This window comes from Heyndrickxia sp. NPDC080065, from assembly GCF_050281185.1.
Classification (GTDB): domain Bacteria; phylum Bacillota; class Bacilli; order Bacillales; family Bacillaceae_C; genus Heyndrickxia.
On the sequence record NZ_JBNNWS010000023.1, the window covers coordinates 40,124 to 59,848 of the forward strand.

The 19,725-nt window shown below is 36.3% G+C and carries 22 protein-coding genes, 2 tRNA genes and 1 riboswitch; of the genes, 23 read left to right on the forward strand and 1 reads right to left on the reverse strand.

The window, feature by feature from the left end; translation table 11 throughout:
• Positions 1-437 precede the first annotated feature (437 nt).
• The 15 genes from ACQKP0_RS22120 to ACQKP0_RS22190 all read left to right on the forward strand — a co-directional run bounded on the left by ACQKP0_RS22120 (position 438) and on the right by ACQKP0_RS22190 (position 12,250).
• A complete protein-coding gene (locus tag ACQKP0_RS22120) occupies positions 438-674 on the forward strand; it encodes a thioredoxin family protein (protein ID WP_427407990.1) in 237 nt (78 codons plus the stop codon).
• 166 nt (positions 675-840) lie between these two features.
• A complete protein-coding gene (locus ACQKP0_RS22125; RefSeq protein ID WP_427407991.1) occupies positions 841-1,101 on the forward strand; it encodes a hypothetical protein in 261 nt (86 codons plus the stop codon).
• Between the two features lie 32 nt (positions 1,102-1,133).
• On the forward strand, positions 1,134-1,445 hold the full coding sequence (locus ACQKP0_RS22130; protein ID WP_427407992.1) for a hypothetical protein: 312 nt from the start codon (positions 1,134-1,136) through the stop codon (positions 1,443-1,445).
• A 295-nt stretch (positions 1,446-1,740) separates the two neighbouring features.
• Positions 1,741-1,812: transfer RNA gene (locus tag ACQKP0_RS22135), tRNA-Cys, on the forward strand.
• A 35-nt stretch (positions 1,813-1,847) separates the two neighbouring features.
• Positions 1,848-2,591: a YggS family pyridoxal phosphate-dependent enzyme gene (locus ACQKP0_RS22140; RefSeq protein ID WP_427407993.1), complete on the forward strand. Its 744-nt coding sequence runs from the start codon at positions 1,848-1,850 to the stop codon at positions 2,589-2,591.
• A gap of 279 nt (positions 2,592-2,870) precedes the next feature.
• Positions 2,871-4,136, forward strand: a complete 1,266-nt coding sequence (glyA, locus tag ACQKP0_RS22145; protein WP_427407994.1) for a serine hydroxymethyltransferase — start codon at positions 2,871-2,873, stop codon at positions 4,134-4,136.
• A complete protein-coding gene (gene hemL / locus ACQKP0_RS22150) occupies positions 4,133-5,440 on the forward strand; it encodes a glutamate-1-semialdehyde 2,1-aminomutase (protein ID WP_427407995.1) in 1,308 nt (435 codons plus the stop codon). Before glyA ends, hemL begins: the two co-directional genes overlap by 4 nt.
• A gap of 8 nt (positions 5,441-5,448) precedes the next feature.
• The gene (locus tag ACQKP0_RS22155) at positions 5,449-6,666 is read left to right on the forward strand and encodes a cysteine desulfurase (RefSeq protein WP_427407996.1); all 1,218 of its coding nucleotides are present in this window, start codon (positions 5,449-5,451) and stop codon (positions 6,664-6,666) included.
• Between the two features lie 115 nt (positions 6,667-6,781).
• On the forward strand, positions 6,782-7,621 hold the full coding sequence (gene thiD / locus ACQKP0_RS22160; protein ID WP_427407997.1) for a bifunctional hydroxymethylpyrimidine kinase/phosphomethylpyrimidine kinase: 840 nt from the start codon (positions 6,782-6,784) through the stop codon (positions 7,619-7,621).
• Between the two features lie 66 nt (positions 7,622-7,687).
• Complete coding sequence (serC, locus tag ACQKP0_RS22165; RefSeq protein ID WP_427407998.1) at positions 7,688-8,773, forward strand: 3-phosphoserine/phosphohydroxythreonine transaminase; 1,086 nt, start codon at positions 7,688-7,690, stop codon at positions 8,771-8,773.
• 287 nt (positions 8,774-9,060) lie between these two features.
• On the forward strand, positions 9,061-9,687 hold the full coding sequence (locus tag ACQKP0_RS22170; RefSeq protein ID WP_427407999.1) for an HAD family hydrolase: 627 nt from the start codon (positions 9,061-9,063) through the stop codon (positions 9,685-9,687).
• 187 nt (positions 9,688-9,874) lie between these two features.
• A tRNA-Cys gene (locus ACQKP0_RS22175) sits at positions 9,875-9,948 on the forward strand.
• Positions 9,949-9,985: 37 nt separating this feature from the next.
• A complete protein-coding gene (cyoE, locus tag ACQKP0_RS22180) occupies positions 9,986-10,891 on the forward strand; it encodes a heme o synthase (protein ID WP_427408000.1) in 906 nt (301 codons plus the stop codon).
• Positions 10,892-10,966: 75 nt separating this feature from the next.
• A riboswitch (cyclic di-GMP riboswitch) is annotated at positions 10,967-11,051 on the forward strand.
• Positions 11,052-11,233: 182 nt separating this feature from the next.
• Positions 11,234-11,938: a response regulator gene (locus tag ACQKP0_RS22185; RefSeq protein WP_427408001.1), complete on the forward strand. Its 705-nt coding sequence runs from the start codon at positions 11,234-11,236 to the stop codon at positions 11,936-11,938.
• A gap of 123 nt (positions 11,939-12,061) precedes the next feature.
• Positions 12,062-12,250 (forward strand): hypothetical protein, encoded by a 189-nt coding sequence (locus ACQKP0_RS22190; RefSeq protein WP_427408002.1) that lies wholly within the window; start codon positions 12,062-12,064, stop codon positions 12,248-12,250.
• Positions 12,251-12,426: 176 nt separating this feature from the next.
• Here the strand turns inward: ACQKP0_RS22190 and ACQKP0_RS22195 are convergent, their stop codons facing one another.
• The gene (locus ACQKP0_RS22195; protein WP_427408003.1) at positions 12,427-13,323 is read right to left on the reverse strand and encodes a LysR family transcriptional regulator; all 897 of its coding nucleotides are present in this window, start codon (positions 13,321-13,323) and stop codon (positions 12,427-12,429) included.
• A 257-nt stretch (positions 13,324-13,580) separates the two neighbouring features.
• On the opposite strand from ACQKP0_RS22195, the gene ACQKP0_RS22200 reads away from it, so the two are divergent.
• The 8 genes from ACQKP0_RS22200 (at position 13,581) to ACQKP0_RS22235 (ending at position 19,537) form a co-directional block, all read left to right on the forward strand.
• Complete coding sequence (locus ACQKP0_RS22200; protein ID WP_427408004.1) at positions 13,581-14,231, forward strand: MOSC domain-containing protein; 651 nt, start codon at positions 13,581-13,583, stop codon at positions 14,229-14,231.
• Between the two features lie 544 nt (positions 14,232-14,775).
• Entirely contained in the window at positions 14,776-14,982 is a 207-nt protein-coding gene (locus ACQKP0_RS22205; RefSeq protein WP_427408005.1) for an SH3 domain-containing protein, read from the forward strand.
• 194 nt (positions 14,983-15,176) lie between these two features.
• A complete protein-coding gene (locus ACQKP0_RS22210) occupies positions 15,177-16,034 on the forward strand; it encodes an alpha/beta fold hydrolase (protein ID WP_427408006.1) in 858 nt (285 codons plus the stop codon).
• A gap of 34 nt (positions 16,035-16,068) precedes the next feature.
• Complete coding sequence (locus ACQKP0_RS22215; protein WP_427408007.1) at positions 16,069-17,157, forward strand: alpha/beta fold hydrolase; 1,089 nt, start codon at positions 16,069-16,071, stop codon at positions 17,155-17,157.
• Positions 17,158-17,292: 135 nt separating this feature from the next.
• Positions 17,293-17,475 (forward strand): DUF6366 family protein, encoded by a 183-nt coding sequence (locus ACQKP0_RS22220; protein WP_427408008.1) that lies wholly within the window; start codon positions 17,293-17,295, stop codon positions 17,473-17,475.
• 495 nt (positions 17,476-17,970) lie between these two features.
• Positions 17,971-18,129, forward strand: a complete 159-nt coding sequence (locus ACQKP0_RS22225; protein ID WP_427408015.1) for a zinc-binding dehydrogenase — start codon at positions 17,971-17,973, stop codon at positions 18,127-18,129.
• Between the two features lie 55 nt (positions 18,130-18,184).
• The gene (locus ACQKP0_RS22230; RefSeq protein WP_427408009.1) at positions 18,185-18,883 is read left to right on the forward strand and encodes a DUF4386 domain-containing protein; all 699 of its coding nucleotides are present in this window, start codon (positions 18,185-18,187) and stop codon (positions 18,881-18,883) included.
• 33 nt (positions 18,884-18,916) lie between these two features.
• Positions 18,917-19,537 (forward strand): class I SAM-dependent methyltransferase, encoded by a 621-nt coding sequence (locus ACQKP0_RS22235; RefSeq protein ID WP_427408010.1) that lies wholly within the window; start codon positions 18,917-18,919, stop codon positions 19,535-19,537.
• Positions 19,538-19,725 lie beyond the last annotated feature (188 nt).

The following is a 19,725-nucleotide window of genomic DNA, read 5'->3' on the forward strand; positions in this document are numbered from 1 at the left end:
AAATGAAGATCATACTTCAAAACTAATTCCTTTATAACATTTTGACCTCGATATATCTCCTTTATTTTATGAATATGACATGAATCTTGATTCGATAACTTCTAGTAATATAAAAGATTATTTGTTCACTAGTTCCTCTATGATACTTTATATCAATGTTGAAACCTTCAATAATTAAAATATTCTCCAATACAAGCCCTATCTCTTGATAACGATCAGAAAATAATTCGGCTATTGTTAAGCGACGATCTAGATAATTTTTGTGAATTCTTTTGATTGTTAAATAAAACATACCTTCGATAGAAACTGATAATGCTTTTGAAAAACTCAATTAGTTTTACCTATGGATACCATAGGTAATTTGATATTGTTTACTTTTATGGCACCTTCTATAATTTAAATTCAGTAGCAATGCTACAAAAAAATGATGATGGTAAATGTCAAATGCAATTTTTTATCATGCAGGTTGTACAGTTTGTGTAAATGCGGAGCAAATGGTTCTTGATTATCTTGACAAATCAAAAATTACTCCGGAAGTAGTGCATCTTGGCACTGACCAAAATCGTATTGAAGAAGCAGAAAAGGTTGGAGTAAAGTCAGTCCCAGCATTGGTGATCGGTGAAAATGTATATCATATCAATTTTGGTGCAAGTTTAGCTGATGTTAAGGGATAAGTTCTAAAAGAAGGTGCTGTTTGGGCACCTTCCCCTTTTTTCAATAAGGTTTATTAAAACATGCCTTTAATTAATCTTTTTACCACATATAATAAATAGAGAAACCTATATTATGCTTCATAGCATAATCATTTGATAAATTAAGTTTGGAAAGGTATGAAATGTTATGATGTTCGATCCCCAATATCGAAAAGATAATCGATCTGCAAGAATGAGTATGGCTTTATTTCGAATCTCGCAGGCAATCAAAAAAATGACACAGGCGGAAAGTGATGCACTCGGATTATCACCTGTACAAACTCAAGGACTATTATTTGCTGCTTATACTAGAAGTGATATGGCTAAAGTGGGAAATTTTGCTAGTGCAATCGGTACAACACATGTAACAGCAGTTAAAATACTGAATAGATTGGTAGAAAAAAACTAATTTATAAAACACATAAGGGAGATGATAGACGTGTGACCCTAATTTCTTTAACTGAAAAAGGACAAAAGGTCATTTCTAACCTTGATGACTGGGAGCAATCATTAGAGGATGCACTACAGTCTCTACCTGAAAATGTCTTGTCACATTTAGAACTCGGACTTGGATCTGTTGTTTCTACTTTACAGAAAAAAGGACATCTAGTTGTATCAGAACCTTGTTTAGGTTGTATTTATTTTCGCCCAGGTACCGGTGACTCAGTTACACCGCATTATTGTGAGTTAATTCAAAAATATTTAACTCACAAGGCTTCCCTTAAACAGTGTCCAGAACATGCACCTTTTTAAAAATCAAAAAACTAGTGAAAAGAGTTTAACTTAGGAAGTTTCGTAACTATTCTATACTCATAGGAAATAACTATCATAGTAAAATAATCATAAAAATAAGTAATGATGATATTCTATATTAAGTTAATTTTTTGTGATAATTACCAATATTTATGTTTTAATTTTAAATCTTTACTTAAAAATAAAACATTTACTAATAATGATAGGTAAAACCAATCATTATTAGTAAAATATAGAGATTGAACTTATGATTTGAAGTGGGTAATATCGAATATAACGCAATACACTTACTTTTGGGAGTATAGCCAAAGTGGAAAGGCGAAGGTCTGCAAAACCTTATATTCTGGTTCGAATCCAGATACTCCCTCCTAATAATTCCTTTTAAAGAAATGAGGAAGTAAAATGAATTTTTTGTGGATTGAGGACAACCTGAAGTTTGTTAGAGAAAAAATAAATTTAACATGTCAATCTGCAGGTAGAACCCCCAAAGATGTAAAGCTACTATTAGCAACGAAAACGGTCCCAGCAGATAGAATTAAGCAGGCTCTTGACACTGGTGAGACTTTAATTGGAGAAAATAAAGTTCAAGAATTACAGGAAAAGTATTCTTTACTTCAAAATGAAAATATGGAATGGCACTTCATAGGTCATTTACAAACAAATAAAGTGAAGCAAGTATTAAAATATGTAACATGTATTCATTCAGTTGACCGTTTGAAGTTGGGGAGGGTATTACATAAGGAACTTACAAAAGAAAATAGAAAGTTAGATATTCTTGTACAGGTTAACACATCATATGAAGAAAGCAAATTTGGAGTTGCACCTGAGGAAACTTTAAATTTGATAGAAAAACTTTCTGAATTAGCTACCTTAAATATTAAAGGTCTAATGACAATTGGAAAACTGACTACTGATGATAAAGAGACTAGAGAATGTTTTCGTCTCCTAAAGTCAATTCAGCAACAGGTTATTGATCAAAATTATCCTGGGGTTGAAATGGACATACTGTCGATGGGTATGTCGGGGGATTTCGAGATAGCCATAGAAGAAGGGGCAACGCTTGTTCGAGTAGGAACTGCAATATTTGGAGAAAGAGAGTACCCTGACAGTTATTATTGGAATGAACAATTACGAATGAGAGATTAATTTAATAAGTAGTTAAGTTACATTAGCAAATGTCCAACAAATAGAATTCTCAAGATGTCACTCTCGTTGTTAAGAATAACAATGAGATTTTTTAATCCACCTTACAGTAAAAAAGTACAGAATATTAGATCATAAATGTTGAACTTGCATATTAAGATTGCAATGAAAAGAGTAGCTAGTGATTGATTTTCTATATGAAATAATTTATAAAATTGAATTCTAAATTAAAAAATAAAAAATTACTATGTAATGAAGTTATACATCAGGGAGGAAATGTAAATGGAGAATTTGTTTAAAGAAGATCCTGCTATAGCAAAAGCAATTCAGCAGGAGCTATATCGACAGCGCGATAAAATTGAATTGATTGCTTCAGAAAACTTTGTTAGTGAAGCTGTTATGGAAGCGATGGGTACAGTCCTAACAAATAAATATGCGGAAGGCTATCCTGGACAAAGATATTATGGAGGTTGTGAGTATGTTGACATAGTAGAAGAATTGGCTAGAGAAAGAGTTAAAGGTTTATTTGGTGCAGAACATGCCAATGTACAGCCGCACTCAGGTTCGCAGGCTAATGCAGCAGTTTATTTTGCAGCTGTAAATCCAGGAGATACGATTTTAGGCATGAATTTATCACACGGTGGTCATTTAACACATGGAAGTCCCGTTAATTTTTCTGGTCAGCTATATCATTTTGTTTCTTATGGTGTCGACGAACAAACCCACCTAATAGACTATGATGAAGTGAGGAAACTTGCCCATGAACATAAACCTCGAATGATTGTAGTGGGAGCAAGTGCTTATCCACGTACAATTGATTTCGAAGCTTTTTCTGAAATTGCTAAAGAGGTAGGTGCGTTATTTCTTGTAGATATGGCTCATATTGCTGGTATTGTTGCAGCTGGTTTACATCCAAACCCTGTACCACATGCTGATTTTGTAACAACGACAACACATAAAACACTGCGAGGTCCAAGAGGAGGAGTCATTTTATGTAAGAAATCCTGGGCACAAGCAATTGATAAAGCAGTCTTTCCAGCTATTCAGGGTGGACCGCTGATGCATATGATTGCTGCCAAAGCGATAGCATTTAAAGAAACTTCCTCCTTTAAATTTAAACAATATATGAAACATGTACTTCAGAATGCAAAAGTATTAGCTGAAGCATTGATGGCAGAAGGTTTAAATGTTGTATCGGGAGGTACTGACAATCATCTTATCCTCTTAGATCTTCGCAATATTGAGATCACAGGAATGGATGCACAACTCCTCCTTGATGAGATTGGCATCACGGTAAACAAAAACGCAATTCCATTTGATCCGACAAGTCCACAAATAACAAGTGGAATTCGTCTTGGTACGCCAGCCATAACTACAAGAGGAATGGGACCAAGTGAAATGATAGAGATAGCACGCATTATTTCACAAGCATTGAAGAATCCACAAGATTCAACATTAATCAAACGACTTAGTGATGAGGTCAAAGAAGTAACTTCGAGGTTCACCTTATATGAGCGGAAAGATTCATTGAGGGGGGAAAATAAATGAATACAAAAAGAGTGGATTCTTACTCCACAGCATTATTCGAACAAGCAAAAAGTGTGATTCCTGGAGGAGTGAACAGCCCGGTACGTGCATTTTCGTTGGTTGACTCTCCTCCTGTTTTTATTAGAGAAGGTCGAGGATCTCACATATTTGATGTTGATGGAAATGAATTTATTGATTATATATGCTCATGGGGACCTTTGATACTTGGACATGCCCATCCAGCAGTGGAGGAAGAGATACAGAAGGCAGTAAGAGATGGATCAAGCTTTGGATTGTCTACTGAGATTGAAGTGAAAATGGCTAAATTAATATGTGAAATTGTTCCATCTATTGAAATGGTACGTATGGTGACATCTGGAACAGAAGCTGTAATGAGTGCATTACGTTTAGCGAGAGGATATACAAGGCGGCAAAAAATTGTGAAATTTCAAGGTGGCTATCATGGACATGCTGACGCTTTGTTAATCAAAGCAGGTTCTGGGGTAGCCACATTAGGATTGCCCGATAGTCCGGGGGTACCCAATAATGTCACTATTGATACTATTACAGTACCTTATAACAGTATGGAGAGTATCCATCATACCTTTGAACAATTTGGGGAACAAATTGCAGCTGTTATTGTCGAGCCAGTTGCAGGAAATATGGGAGTTGTTCCTCCAAATCTTGGATTTCTCCAAGGATTACGTGAGATTACCAAACAGTACGGTAGCTTGCTTATCTTTGATGAAGTAATGACTGGTTTTCGCGTAGACTATCATGGGGCACAGAATCTATACGGAGTCGATCCCGATATTACTTGTTTAGGAAAGATCATAGGAGGGGGATTGCCTGTGGGAGCTTATGGAGGTAAACGTGAAATCATGGAGCAAATTGCACCCGCAGGACCTATTTACCAAGCAGGTACATTATCAGGGAATCCACTTGCAATGTCAGCTGGATATAAAACTCTGCGGTTACTTGAGCAGATTGAAATCTATGATGAGTTGGAAAGAAAAGCGGCTAGATTAGAAGAAGGTTTCAAACAAAATGCTGAATTGACAAGTGTGCCATTAAAAATCAACAGGGTAGGCTCCATGCTTTCTACCTTTTTTACTGAACAAGAGGTTGTTGATTATGAAACAGCTAAGAGTTCGGATATGCAAGTTTTTAAAAAATATTATACGAGTATGCTGAATTTGGGAATTTTGACAGCCCCTACACCTTATGAGGTGATGTTCATATCGGAAGCACACTCTGATGAAGATATTGAAGATACAATCAAGGCTCATTATCAAGCACTTAGTAATGTCAAAAGTATAGGGTGAGAATAATAATGGAATCGATCAATATACAAAAACAATTTCCGATACTGAATCAAAAGATTCATGGGTATCCGTTGGTTTACTTAGATAACGCAGCATCAACACAGAAACCGCTCCAAGTCATTGAATCATTGCAACAATACTATGAACAAGATAATGCTAATGTACACAGAGGAGTACATACGTTAAGTTCACGTGCTACAGATGCTTATGAAGGAGCACGGAAGAAAGTAGCTAATTTCCTTAATGCAAAGACGGAAAAAGAAGTTATCTTCACTCGTGGTACGACATCTTCTATAAATCTAGTAGCTAGTAGCTATGCATGGGCTGTCTGCAATGAAGGGGATGAAATTGTGATCTCAGCAATGGAACATCACAGTAATCTGCTTCCTTGGCAACAAGTGGCAAAAGCAACTAAAGCTAAATTAAAATATATCCCACTCCAAAATGACGGAACATTTTCTATTGGAGATGCCGAGAAAGCAATTACTAGCCACACGAAAATTGTAGCCGTTTCGCATGTTTCTAATGTATTGGGAATTGCTAACCCAGTGAAACAAATGGCTGCAATTGCTCATAAACATGGCGCTGTCATCATGGTGGATGGTGCACAAAGTGTCCCTCATATAAAGGTAGATGTTCAGGATTTGGGCTGCGATTTCTATGCCTTTTCAGGTCATAAGATGTGTGGACCAACTGGTATTGGAGTGTTGTACGGAAAAAAGCAATTGCTTGAGAAAATGGAACCGATTGAATTTGGAGGAGAAATGATCGATCATGTTGATTTACATGATGCATCTTGGAAAGAATTGCCTTGGAAATTTGAAGGAGGAACTCCAATTATCGCAGGTGCAATTGGTTTAGGTACAGCTATCGATTTTCTAGAAGGAATAGGATTAGATACGATAGAAAAGCACGACAAACTATTAACTAGCTATGCGGTGCAACGAATGAAACAAATTGAAGATGTGACAATGTATGGACCTGATGATGGACGTTTTGGGTTGGTTACGTTTAATTTAGGCAAAGTTCATCCGCATGATCTAGCCACGGTTCTCGACACTTATGGTATAGCAATACGCGCTGGGCATCATTGCTGCCAACCATTAATGCGACACTTTGAAGCTAGTGCTACGGCACGTGCCAGCTTTTACTTATACAATACGGAAGAAGATGTCGATCGATTCATTTTAGCACTAGAGAAAACGAAAGAGTTTTTTAAAGAGTGATTTTATTTGAATATCCGCGTAAATACACTCTATTTCGATGGAGGGATAAAAACGCTAGGTCGCAAATTAAAGACTAAGAAAATTTAGATTTATAAACAAGGGAGGACTTGATCATATGTGGGTACCTAGGGCTTTATCAATAGCGGGTTCTGCTGCAAGGGGAGGTGCTGGGATTCAAGCTGATTTAAAAACTTTCCAGGAGATGGGTGTGTTTGGTCTAAGTTCTGTCACCGGTATTGTTGCGTACCATCCGTACACCAACCAAAATGTATTTCCTATAGGATTAAGTGCTATTGAAGCACAGGTATACACAGCTCTTCGTGACGTCGGGGTAGATGCGATAAAAACGGGCATGCTCTATACAAAGGAGAATATTTGCCATGTAGCCAAGTGGATTGAAGAAGCTGACACTACCAATGTTGTTGTGGACCCAGTCATGGTTGGTAAAATGGACACGCCTTTGTTAAAAGACGATGCTATCAATACCCTTAAAACAAAATTAATACCTTTAGCGACAATTATTACACCAAATATGCCAGAAGCAGCACTATTATTAAAATCGAATCAACAACTTACAACTGTTGATGACTTAAAACTAGCAGCAATAGAATTGAAGAAATTAGGTTCAAAATATGTCCTTGTCAAAGGAGGACGCCTCAAAGGTCCAGCTGTTGATGTGCTATATGATGGAGAGAAATTACATATATTCGAAGTGCAGCGTATTGATACAATTCATACAAACGGAGCAGGATGTAGCTACTCTGCAGCGATTACAGCCCAGTTAGCAAAAGGTAAATCTGTCCAAGAAGCTGTTAAAGAAGCGAAAAAGTTTATTACAGCTGCCATTCGCCATTCCATTACATTTAAGCGAGGCGTAGGTCCTCCTGACTTTGCCGCTTATCATAGGCATGGTGGAGTAGGAGTCAAAGAAAAAATTATAGAATTTCAGAAATAAGAATACTAGAAAAGGAGAGCTATGAAGATGTTTAAAATATCTCCAGCCAAATAGGAGGACAGAAGTATGAAACAAGTTTATAACTTTAATGCGGGGCCAGCAACATTACCTTTGGAAGTAATGCTACAAATACAAGATGAACTCCTCGATTTACAGGGAACTAATTTGTCTATTTTAGAGATATCCCATAGAAGTAAGGAATATGAGAATATCAACGGGGAAACACAACAATTGTTGAAGGATCTTCTTAACATTCCTCCTGATTATGAGGTGTTATTTCTACAAGGCGGTGCAAGTATGCAATTTGCCATGGTACCTATGAACTTTTTAACCGAAGGACGTAAGGCAAGTTACTTGCATAGCGGAACGTGGTCAGAAAAAGCGATAGCAGAAGCGAGGAAATTTGGCAAGGTTGCTATTGGAGGAAGTTCGGAGGACGCTCATTTTAAAAAGGTTCCTGACCTTTCTAGGGTGAAGATTGACCCAGAAACTGCGTACATTCATCTTACTTCTAATGAAACAATACTAGGTACCCAATATCAGAGTTTTATAGATACTGGCAAAGTACCACTTATTGTAGATATGTCCAGTGATCTTTTGTCTCGACATATTGATGTTTCAAATTTTTCTCTCATATATGCAGGCGCACAGAAAAACTTAGGACCTTCAGGTGTTACAGTAGTGATTGTCAAGCGTGACCTAATGGAAAGTATTCCAGAGAGTATTCCTGATATTATGAACTATCGAATTCACGCAAATAGCCGATCCTTATACCATACCCCTCCAGTGTTTGCAGTTTACACTGTAAATCTTATGTTGAAATGGATCCGAAATAATGGTGGAGTAAAAGCTATTGAAAAGCGTAATCGTCAGAAAGCGGATTTAATTTACAGTACAATCGATAAGAGTGGCGGTTTTTATAATGGATTAGTTCATTTAGAAAGCCGCTCAAAGATGATTGTGACATTTAGTATCTTTAATGAAGAAATAGAAAAACTTTTTTTACAAGAAGCAGAGAAAAGTGGTTTTATTGGGGTGAAGGGTCATCGGGATGCAGGACACCTTCGGGTTTCTATTTATAATGCAGTTACATACGAACAATGCCAGGTGTTGACGAATTTTATGATTGATTTTCAAAAACGTTTTGGGTAGTAGAGGAATTAGACACTTATATTGTAATAAAAATGTAATTAGGAATTACCAGATAAATTTTGAGGCTAATAAAACGACAATAGTCATCTTTTTATTTATATAATCATGAATAAGAAGTCGGTCAATTCATTTTGTTTCTACAAAAGATAAAAGAATATTTCAGGGAGTGATGTATTTTGGTGTTACATTTTAATGATAGGAATTTTCTATTATTATACGACAAATGATATTGTATTGCTAATGGATTTATAGCGGGAATTGTGAGTGAAAAAAAGGAGGTTTTTAATATGATTCAAGCCGTTATATTTGATGTGGATGGGACTCTTCTTAATTCAGACCAAGCGATCATTCTGGCTTTGCAGCAAGTTTTAAGAGAAGAAAAGAAAATGGAGTACCCAAGTGAAGAATTGATTCCTGTATTGGGTATGACTAGTGAAAATAGTTTGAAATTCTTGGGGGTTTCGGATGAAAAGCGCATTGCTGAAAAGCTAACGCTTTATGTAAAAAGGAATAATCATATGATGATCCTCTATCCTGGGATTGAAGATATGCTTAAAAAGTTGGTTGGAAAAGGCATTCATACGGGTGTTGTTACATCCAAAACGCGTGAGGAATTCAAAGTTGACTTTATGCCTCATGGTATTAGCGAACTCTTCTCACACATTATTTGTGCTGACGACACGTCTAGGCATAAGCCTGAGCCTGACCCACTGCTCAAGTATGTAGATCAAACCAAGATCAACCCGACGACAACGCTTTATGTTGGGGATACTGTATTTGATCAGAAATGCGCGAACGGGGCTCAAATCGATTTCGCCTTAGCGATGTGGGGGGCCAAGCAACCAGAATGCACTGTGGCAAAATACAGATTAAATCGACCTGATGATCTGCTTCACATTGTCGGTCTTGATTGATTAATTAAAAGAATTTGGAAAAGAGACGTGCAGACTGAAATTTCAGTCTGCAGAACTATTTGTGATAGAGAAATGCTTTATTATCATAGGCAAAACTAATCATTATTATTTAATTATTAGAATTGATCCTATGAAAGAAAGCGGGTAAGATTTAATTATCAAGAATAATTATTTTATCATTTCCTATGGAGGTATAGCCAAAAGGTAAGGCAAAGGTCTGCAAAACCCTGATTTCTGGTTCAAATCCAGATACCTCCTCCAATATCATTTTTTTCTGGAAGATATGAGGTGGAACAACATGCAGAACAGCAGTGGAGCTTCAGGCCATTCGTTAATAGAAATTCAACCTTGGAGAGATTGGGTTTCTGTTACTAAACCAGGAATTTTGGCTTCTAATTTATTTTGTACGTTTGCTGGTTATTGTCTTGCTTCAAGATTGAAGTTTGACGATTTAACTTTGATATTCATTCTGTTTGGAACAACATTAGTTGTTGCGGCTGCTTCGATGTTAAATAACTTCTTGGATCGTGTACGAGATTTAAAAATGGAACGGACTCGTGTTCGCCCGTTACCGAGCAGGCGATTGAAACCTCGGAATGTATTGATAGCTGGGATTATAACGGGGTTCGTTGGATTGGCTACTTTGTATATTTTCGTTAATCCATTAAGCGCAGCCTTAGGCTTCATTGGACTTTTTGTTTACGTAGTGATCTATACGGCTTGGCTTAAACCGACATCAACCTGGAGTACTTCAATCGGAGGTATTTCCGGATCTATGCCGCCAATGATCGGATACTGCGGTTTTTCAAATGAGCTGGAACTCGGCGCATGGCTTTTATTCTTGTTTCTTTTTTTATGGCAGCCACCGCATTTTTGGTCACTTGGGATTTTAAAAAAAGAAGAATACCGAGCAGCAGGGTATCCACTACTTCCCGTTATAAAAGGTGTATATCGCACAAAAATACAGATGCTACCGTATGTTGTGAGCTTATTTTTCGTTAATTATTTGTTATTTGATTATAACTACGTTGGTGTAGGATATTTGATCGTTTCTGGTGCGCTGTTAATAATTTGGTTGATCGCATGTCTACATGGGTTGATTACAAAAAATGAAGCGAGATGGGCTTCAAACAACTTTCGACTTTCTCTTTATTTCCTGACGTTTTCTTTGTTGATGATGATATTTGAGATTGCTCTATTTTAGTCATCTGATTGGCATAGGTGCAGCTTTCGGCACATTTAATATGTTAGCGAACTTGCTCTATGTTATATCTACCTTGAAGGATAATGGTAAACCAGATCGAAAGACTGGGACGCAAAACCACGGGTCTTCTGCTTAATGCAATGATCGCCGGGTTCCCCTCTCGAAATACACGATGTTGAGAAACAGATGCAGCTCGGAGGGGGCTGTGTCTGTTTCTGTTTTTAAAGTGGAAAAGAGGTTATTATTTATGGATAGATTGGAGAATTATTCAGAAGAGATTAAAGAATTGATTCTCAGATAGAGACGGAGCACAAAAGTATTACTGGCTGGCAGTGACCACGATTGGCAACAACGTCTCGCTCGTTAATCAATTCTGAACCGTATATGATAGTATCGGGAATTGTTTCAACAAAAGAAACAGCGATTCAAGCGAGTATGCAATTACAGATAGACGTAATGGTTTTGGGTGTCATTTTAAACTCAACTCAGCACGAAGGATTAGACACCATAACAGAAATACTCCATAAAAAAGAGTTACCGATTATTGTCCTGTCATCACTAGATGATCGGGAGATTATCATTGATGTAGTTTCAGCAGGAACGATAAATTTCATCAGAAAGAGTAACTATTTAGACATAATAAGTGCCCTCAGAGAAGCATTTCATGGGGATTCTTCCCTTCATTCGGATGCTGCAACAATCCTTCGTAATGAGATTAGACATATAAAACACAAAGAGTGGCTTTGTATGCTGACCCCGACTGAAAAGGACATTCTTACCTTTATAGGTTGGGGGTATAGTCAACCTGCCATCAGAGAATTGCTTGGTGTTTCATCGAATACGATGAAATCTCTTGTACGGAATATTATCCGTAAATTAGAGGCACACACAATTCGAGAAGCTGCTCAAAAGGCAAAGCAAAGGAGATTTACGGCATTTAAAATTAGATTCGAGCTACTTCGACACAGAATAAGCAAGGGGTGTGAGAAAAAGATCATCCTCCCTGTTTCAAAGATTATAGGTACAATGAAGGAGTGTGGGGAGTAGGAGTAATATCCTAGTGCCGAAGGAGGGAGATTAAAAAACGACATTTAATTATTCGAAAAAGGTTGTTATTGACTAATTTAGACGAGGCCACTCCTTAATATCACTTGTAGGGAGACGATACCAATGGCTCGAAAAGAAACGGAGCGTGAGCTATGTTCAGAAGCAGAGGTTGATCTGCAAACTGCACAACTAATCTCTTATGAGAAAGTAGAAACTTGGCTTATGTCGTATAGTAATGGAAGCTACGTGTGGAATATTTACAATCCGAACTCTCCAACATTCCGAAGCTTACAAGAACTTTGCATTTGGTAGCTGCCCGAAACTGCACCCCAAAACAAGACTCGGTATTAAAAACGGTTTTTCGGCGAATGGAAATTACGGAATATGAGATTCCGTTATTATTATCCAGAAATTGACCAAGCTGTTGACCTCATTGAAGTTGTACTGAAAAAGTATTGAAAAGCATAAAGATTATTCCTGATAAAACTCTAGTTAAAGCGTTCATCTTTAATTGTTTTAATCAATTGGTCCATAAAAACACGACTAGCAGCACATAAATGTTTGTTCTTTCGATAGGCAATGCCAATCTGTGTGGTGATTACCGGATCTTGAATAGGAATCGTTTTAATATGAATATTATCAATATAATCTAAGTAAGCTTTTGGTAGTATCGTAACACCGACGCCTTTGCTTACCATTTGAATGATAGATTCCATCGTCGTCATTTCAAGTACTGGTTTGGGTGCGAAATTCATTAAGCGACACTGTTCGTTAACAACTTGTCGTAGAAAATAGGTTTCAGGTAATAAAATAGATGGTGTCTCTTTTAAAACTTGAAGTGATACACACGCCTCTTTTGCAATGATGTGATCTATAGGTGCAGCAAAAACAAGATCTTCTTTATAGAGCGGAATAGCTTCTAGGTCTTCATGTTCCAACGGTAAAAAAACGATACCCAAATCCAATTCATTTTGTAATAGTCCTTTGTAAATATCTCCAGTTCGTAACCCTTGTACAGAAAGTTCTACATTGGGATAAGCATTGTGAAACCCGATAACTGTTGGGGAAAGCAAATAATTAACAACTGTGAGTAGGGAGCCTATTTTGAGCGTGCCCCTCTCTAATCCCTGAAGCTCGCTAATTGCAGCACGTGCCTGAGAAATTTCATGAAAAACATTGTAGCTGTGATGGAGCAATGTTTTACCTGCATCAGTAAGTATATTTTTTTTGCCAATACGATCAAATAAAGGCATCCCTACTTCATGTTCTAACAAGCCAATTTGTTGACTAAGAGAAGGTTGGGCAATACCTAGTTTCTCCGCCGCACGTGTAAAATGCAGCTCTTGACATAATACGATAAAGTATTCCAATTGTTTTAGTTCCATCGAATTTCCTCCCAAGTATTTATATTTATAATGATAGGTTTTAACTATAATTATATACTAATTTATTATATATTTCTAATAGATAAAATTTATGGTGGAAAATGGTTTAAATATTTGAGTTTATGCATTACCATCTCAAAATTATGAGAAGCGGAAATATGAATCAAAATTAATTTTAAAAAGGAGTTTGATATCGGTGAGTCAACCTGTGATAGATAAAATAATGGTAGGAAAGCCACAAACATTCGGAAATAAAGATGCAAAAACATCCAATGGATCGTGAGTGGACCACTGGAATTGTAAAATATTCAGTTAAAGGAAAGATTTGGGCAGGGAAAACAAATCTTGGAGGGGACGGACAAGCAGATCTTAAGCGACATGGCGGACCGGAAAAAGCAATTTTTGTCTATACGGTTTCTCATTATGATTATTGGCAAAAAAAATTACAAAGGCCAGACTTTTCCGTCGGTGCATTTGGTGAAAACTTAGCTGTTAAAAACATCAATGAAGATAATTTATGTATCGGTGATGTATTTCATATTGGTGGGGCTGTCGTTCAAGTTTCGCAACCAAGGCAACCATGTTGGAGACCAGCAAGACGCTGGAAAATAAAAGATTTAGCTTTACAAATACAACAAGAGGGCTTAACAGGATGGTATTTTCGTGTTCTTAAAGAGGGTGAGATACAAGCAGAAGATTATCTCCAACTTCAAAAAAGACCATTCCCTGAATGGACTGTGGCTAAATGCAATGATGTTATGCACAATAAAAAACATGATTTAGAATTAGCAGCTAGACTTGCTACTTGTGAACTCCTCGCACCTAACTGGCGAAATACGTTATCTAAACGTGCTGAAGGTAAAGGAAAATTGGATATTCGTAATCGTGTAATTGGTCCAAATGAATAATCATGATGTTGAAAGACTACAGTGATTTGACTGGGGATAAGGTAGTGTAAAACAATTAAGTATTTGTACCATATTTTAATGCAATTATCTAAATTTGAATACTTTGATAAATCTTTAAATTGAGTTTCTGTAATATTGTAAGTTTAACTTTTTAGAAACATTTATTACTTAATGGTGATGACTGTATAGATAGCCAGTAGATAAAACGGCAGTTTTGAAAGAAAGTATTCAAAACTGTCGTTTTCCTAATAAACAATTTTGAATAGTGTAGTTTCACATTCTAAGTAGTATAAAGGGAATACAGTCATATTTATATGTTTGACAATATTTAGTATCCCCAAAAAGGCTCTCTATTTTCTGAATATAGCTACAACTGTATGATTTTTAAATGCACCTCGTAATAACATATGTAATTTATTATGTCCATTAAAAAGTACCCTATAGGTAGACTTTTTTGGTGTCTACTCTATAGGGTACACTTTAATTAGATGATGGACCGGAAGGTTGGAGGAATTGGAGATATTGTTATACTCTTGATATGAAAATGGAGGGATGGGTTCCTGAGCAAATCATACAAAAAGTTGATAAACAAGGAATTATAACAGAAGAATATTCTGCAAATGAATTAAATGCGAACGAAAATGATGTTGTGACTAAGTTTAGGGAGCTAAATGGCTGGGGATGGTGCCAATGTGATGGAGATGATGAATTAGGCTGGATTCCAATGGAAAATTTAAAACTACTGGATTAATTAAGGGATTTTGATATTGAGAAATGGCTATATTTATATATTTTCACTGCTAGATATATTTGAATTAGTAAATAAATATTTTTTTGCAGAAATGACAGGAATTTCAACAACTTTGTGAAGACTTAGATTTTTACAAGGAATTTGTTCTTCTTTATTGAAAGAATAATTCATATACAAAATTAAAGGAGAACTATATGAATAAGTGGAATAAAAAATTATTAAGTACATCTCGCGGGTCTTTTGAAATATTCATAAAAGGAGAAGGGGAGCCGCTTTGTGTTACTCACCACTACTCTGAATTTAATGAGACGGGAGATTATTTTGCAGAGACTTTTATAAAAACAAACAAAGTGTTCTTAGTAAATTTAAGGGAAGCGGGATATTCAGAAAAAGCCTTAGAACCTTTTCAGCTTAGTATGTTAGAAACTGTATATGACTTAGAAGCTATTCGTGAAGCTTTAGGCTTTGATCAATGGGGTTTTGCGGGTCATTCAACTGGTGGAATGTTAGGAATCATTTATGGAATTTATTTTTCAAACAACTTAAAATTTAATGTAATTGTCGGAGCAGCAGCAAGAGACTATATGACATTATCACCAGAATGTATATATAATTCAGAACATCCTCAGTTTAATAGAATGCAAGAACTTATTGAAGCATTAAAACGTTCCGATATATCGAATGAACAAAGAAATACTCTATCTATTGAAAGAACAAAGCTCTCTTTATTTCAGCCAGAAAGATATCAAGAATTATTTACATTAAATATTAGAAAGAAAATGTCTGCCATTCGACTGAACTATTTTAGCCGTGAGTTGCAAATTTATGATGTGACAAAAAAACTACCATTCATTTCAGTACCAACATTAATCATGTGTGGAAAGCATGATGTACAATGTCCATTATCATACTCAATCGAAATGAATGAGCTAGTCCCAAATTCTAAACTAATTATTTTTCATAATAGCAATCATTATCCATTTCTAGAAGAGGCGAATTTATTTATGGAAGAGTTTAAATTTTTTCTAAGAAATAATTTATTTTTTCAATAATTATACAAAAGGAATAATGCGGTAGAAAGGAGGAATGAGTGATAGGAGTATGTTATCTCGAAGACGGAAGAGGTTCAAAATAATATTATGTATCCTATGTATATTTATCATTCTACTAATTTTTCCATCATGGACTCCAAAAATAAGAGATGATAAGGGAGCGGTGCTGCCAAACAGTGTCTCTATTCTAGAGCAAATTGAACTTGACGGAATAAAACAATCGATTCTTATTCGCGGTAAGGATAAAAGGAATCCTATTGTCCTTTTTCTTCATGGTGGGCCAGGTTATCCTCAAATTTCCTATGCCCGGAAATATCAGAGTGAGTTGGAAAATGATTTTATTGTCGTGAATTGGGATCAGCGCGGTTCGGGAAAGTCTTATCATTTAGGGATGTCTGAAAACGATTTACAGATCGACAACCTTATTCAAGATACTGTTGAATTAACAGAGTATTTAAAACAGAAGTTTGATCAGCCGAAAATTTTTATAGCCGGCCACTCATGGGGAAGTCTATTAGCTATTTGGACCGTTCAAAAACATCCTGAGGATTTCTATGCTTATATTGGCATTGGACAAGTTGCAAATTCCCCGCTTGGCGAACAGTTATCATATCAATTTGCACTTGATGAAGCAAGGAAACAAAAAAATAAACAAGCGATTACGGATTTAGAATCAATTGGATCTCCTCCTTATAAAAATCCTCGTAAAGATACAACTTTAGAAAGAAAATGGGTCACTGCTTTTGGAGGTTCTGAAAGGAAAAGCAATAGTTATAATGAGTTAATGAAGGGGATATTCTTTAGACCTGAATATACGTGGGCAGATGGAATTAAACTGGCATTAGGAGACGCATTTTCCAGAAAAGTAATTCTTCCACAAACCGAAGATACTGATTTATTTAAAACGCTTCCTGAATTAAATGTTCCTGTTTATTTTTGCATGGGAAGATATGATTATATGACACCATCCGAAGTTGTTTACAACTATTTTGAAAAGCTAGTCGCACCCGAAAAACAATTCATCTGGTTTGAACATTCAGCACACTTTCCTCATTTTGAAGAAATTGATAAATTTCATGCAGTATTGGTGAACATCAAGAAGAAGATTATTTCAGGTGGTTAAATATCAGCTTGTTGAAGGTAACTAACACATTGAAATTGTATGTTATCCAAGTAGGTTAAATTAATCTAGAAGTCTATTATTAAGATATTTTTGTTAACCATAGTTTTTAGGACGTGGATAAAGGATGTGGGTATCGTGTCAAAGGAGGAAAGAGAAAGATTACAAGCAAAAGAGCAGCAGAAAAACCCAGGTGGAACGCTAAATAATGCTTTAGCACGAGCATTTATAGGTTCCCCTGGTGGAGGGTGTTTAATTAATATTCTTTCAGCAATAATAATCTTAGTGATTATTTTGTTTATAAGAGCGTGTTCAGGTTGATTACTTCCATGCTCTAAAAAGTTCGGTCTTAATATTTCTGAAAATTATTTTAGTCTTTAAAGGGGTCCCGCCAACATTTTAACGAAAATATACGCTAAGCCTTCGAATGTGACCGGCTTAGCGTTTTTTCTCACTCAAAGCAAAAAGAAATCTTGTCGAATCTCAGATTATCACAGTAGTTAGGGTAGTATCAGCGAAGCTGTCACCAAGTGCCAACCATACTCTTCTTTCTAAAGTCCTAGAAATACCGACGATATAATTTTCTTCGAACCTCTCCTCCTAGCTGGGCATATACTGAGTGGTGGATGCTTTTTCGTGCCCGAGCATCCCCTGAATAAATTCCTACGGCACACCGTTATCCAACAATTGGCAGGTGCAGGTGTGGCGAAACCGATGCGGGTATACATTTATATCAATTTTGCCTCGAGTTGCTAGCTTTTTTATCGGATATCGAATTGTAGGTATTGAAATCCTGCGAGTAGGTCTTTCAATATGATGATAAGCAATAAAACGTGGATAAAACTGGGGAGTGAAATTTGCAAATGCCGGATTAATCGGCAATACCCATTGGACCAAGCGACTGAAGCACATCGATATGCCGATAACGGTCGTAAAAGAGGAAATGTCATCATCGCTATTTCTTTGACCTATTAATTTTTGCACGTCAAGTAAACATCAGACAAGGGTAGGTATTATAAGGAGGTTAATTATGTTGAGGAATAGTACATTTTCAGGTAAAAGATCTGCAGTAATTACTGGAATGTTATTAATAGCCGGGTTGGTTACAGGTATATTTAGTGTTGTTCCTGTTATAGATGGAGCTGATTACCTTGTCAAGGCTTTTACAAATGAAAATCAGGTACTAATAGGAGCGTTTTTCCAGTTTTTAATGGTTGTTGCATATGTTGGTATTCCTATTTTGATGTATCCGATTCTAAGTAAACATAATAAAGGTTTAGCTCTTGGATCTGTTTCTTTCGGCATCATTGCGGGTGTGTTCATTATTATTGGTGTAATCATTCTTCTGTTGCTATTGTCATTAAGTCACGAATTTGCAAAAGTTGGAACTCTGAGTGTATCGTATTTTCAGACTCTGGGTGAATTGTTACGGGAAGGACGTGATTTGGTGAACCATGTGGCAACGACAATGGCATTTGTTTTGGCTATGTTCTTGTTTAACTGCATATTTTACCAAACAAAATTAGTTCCACGTTGGTTGTCAGTTTCGGGTCTTATTGGGTCTATATTGTCCATATTGGCTAGCTTATTATTTATGATTCGCTTCATCGGTCTGGATTCAACCTACATGATGTTGAACATTCCAATAGCCTTTCAACAATTGGTTTTGGCTATATGGCTAATCATTAAAGGATACAACCGGGCGGAACAGAATTCTGTATCCAATTAAGATGAATGCTCTAGAAAAGAAGGTGTAACTGAAATGAATAAATCAGAAAGTTTCTGGGACAAAACAGCAAGTAAATATGATCAATTAGAGATGAAGGATGAACAGACTTACATCAATATAATAAAAAGAACGAAAACGCATCTCAAAATAAGCGACATTGTTTTGGATTACGGCTGTGGGACTGGATTGATATCAAATGAAATTGCAGAATATGTGAAAGGGATTCATGGGATTGATATATCTTCTAATATGATAGGAATTGCAGAAAAAAAGGCAAAAGAGCGAAATATTGCAAATATAAACTATACTCATTCGACCATTTTTGATGAAAGGTATAAGAAAGGCTCATTTGATGTCATCCTGGTCTTTCATGTTCTGCATTTGTTGGAAGATGAACATTTCGTTCTACAAAGAATTAATGAACTGTTGAAACCAGGAGGATTATTGATTTCTGCAACACCATGCGTGGGAGAAAAGATATTTCTAAGAAGCTTGTTATTCTTTGCAGGTAGAGTTGGTTTAGTGCCGAAAATAAGATCATTTAAAGTACGTAATTTAGTCGATACAATTGAGGAAGGGAATTTTTCAATTGTCGAATCGGATTGCTTGAAGAAAAGTTCTCAGGAATATTTCATTGTTGCTAGGAAGATTTGATATGTTACAGATTTCCCGAACGTGAAAGCCCACTACGGTGCATTAGCACCCCCTTTAGGGGTGGGATGAGAGTGAGGTCGGATACGGAGTGCTACTAAAAACCGAATGGTTTGTGGTACTTCAAGTATCCGAAGATTCCACTCTTTTTTTGTGAGCATTCGTTGTAGTTTGTAGTTTAAACTGATACA

Bases quoted from the DNA above. Each gene is read 5' to 3' on its own strand.
- ACQKP0_RS22140 (WP_427407993.1), top strand. From the start codon at position 1,848: ATGAATTTTTTGTGGATTGAGGACAACCTGAAGTTTGTTAGAGAAAAA.
- ACQKP0_RS22225 (WP_427408015.1), top strand. From the start codon at position 17,971: ATGATAAGCAATAAAACGTGGATAAAACTGGGGAGTGAAATTTGCAAA.
- ACQKP0_RS22195 (WP_427408003.1), bottom strand. From the start codon at position 13,323: ATGGAACTAAAACAATTGGAATACTTTATCGTATTATGTCAAGAGCTG.
- ACQKP0_RS22205 (WP_427408005.1), top strand. From the start codon at position 14,776: ATGGAGGGATGGGTTCCTGAGCAAATCATACAAAAAGTTGATAAACAA.
- ACQKP0_RS22230 (WP_427408009.1), top strand. From the start codon at position 18,185: ATGTTGAGGAATAGTACATTTTCAGGTAAAAGATCTGCAGTAATTACT.
- ACQKP0_RS22200 (WP_427408004.1), top strand. From the start codon at position 13,581: ATGCAAAAACATCCAATGGATCGTGAGTGGACCACTGGAATTGTAAAA.
- ACQKP0_RS22210 (WP_427408006.1), top strand. From the start codon at position 15,177: ATGAATAAGTGGAATAAAAAATTATTAAGTACATCTCGCGGGTCTTTT.
- ACQKP0_RS22155 (WP_427407996.1), top strand. From the start codon at position 5,449: ATGGAATCGATCAATATACAAAAACAATTTCCGATACTGAATCAAAAG.
- serC (WP_427407998.1), top strand. From the start codon at position 7,688: ATGAAACAAGTTTATAACTTTAATGCGGGGCCAGCAACATTACCTTTG.
- ACQKP0_RS22190 (WP_427408002.1), top strand. From the start codon at position 12,062: ATGGCTCGAAAAGAAACGGAGCGTGAGCTATGTTCAGAAGCAGAGGTT.
- glyA (WP_427407994.1), top strand. From the start codon at position 2,871: ATGGAGAATTTGTTTAAAGAAGATCCTGCTATAGCAAAAGCAATTCAG.
- thiD (WP_427407997.1), top strand. From the start codon at position 6,782: ATGTGGGTACCTAGGGCTTTATCAATAGCGGGTTCTGCTGCAAGGGGA.
- ACQKP0_RS22215 (WP_427408007.1), top strand. From the start codon at position 16,069: ATGAGTGATAGGAGTATGTTATCTCGAAGACGGAAGAGGTTCAAAATA.
- ACQKP0_RS22170 (WP_427407999.1), top strand. From the start codon at position 9,061: ATGATTCAAGCCGTTATATTTGATGTGGATGGGACTCTTCTTAATTCA.
- ACQKP0_RS22235 (WP_427408010.1), top strand. From the start codon at position 18,917: ATGAATAAATCAGAAAGTTTCTGGGACAAAACAGCAAGTAAATATGAT.
- cyoE (WP_427408000.1), top strand. From the start codon at position 9,986: ATGCAGAACAGCAGTGGAGCTTCAGGCCATTCGTTAATAGAAATTCAA.
- hemL (WP_427407995.1), top strand. From the start codon at position 4,133: ATGAATACAAAAAGAGTGGATTCTTACTCCACAGCATTATTCGAACAA.
- ACQKP0_RS22120 (WP_427407990.1), top strand. From the start codon at position 438: ATGTCAAATGCAATTTTTTATCATGCAGGTTGTACAGTTTGTGTAAAT.
- ACQKP0_RS22125 (WP_427407991.1), top strand. From the start codon at position 841: ATGATGTTCGATCCCCAATATCGAAAAGATAATCGATCTGCAAGAATG.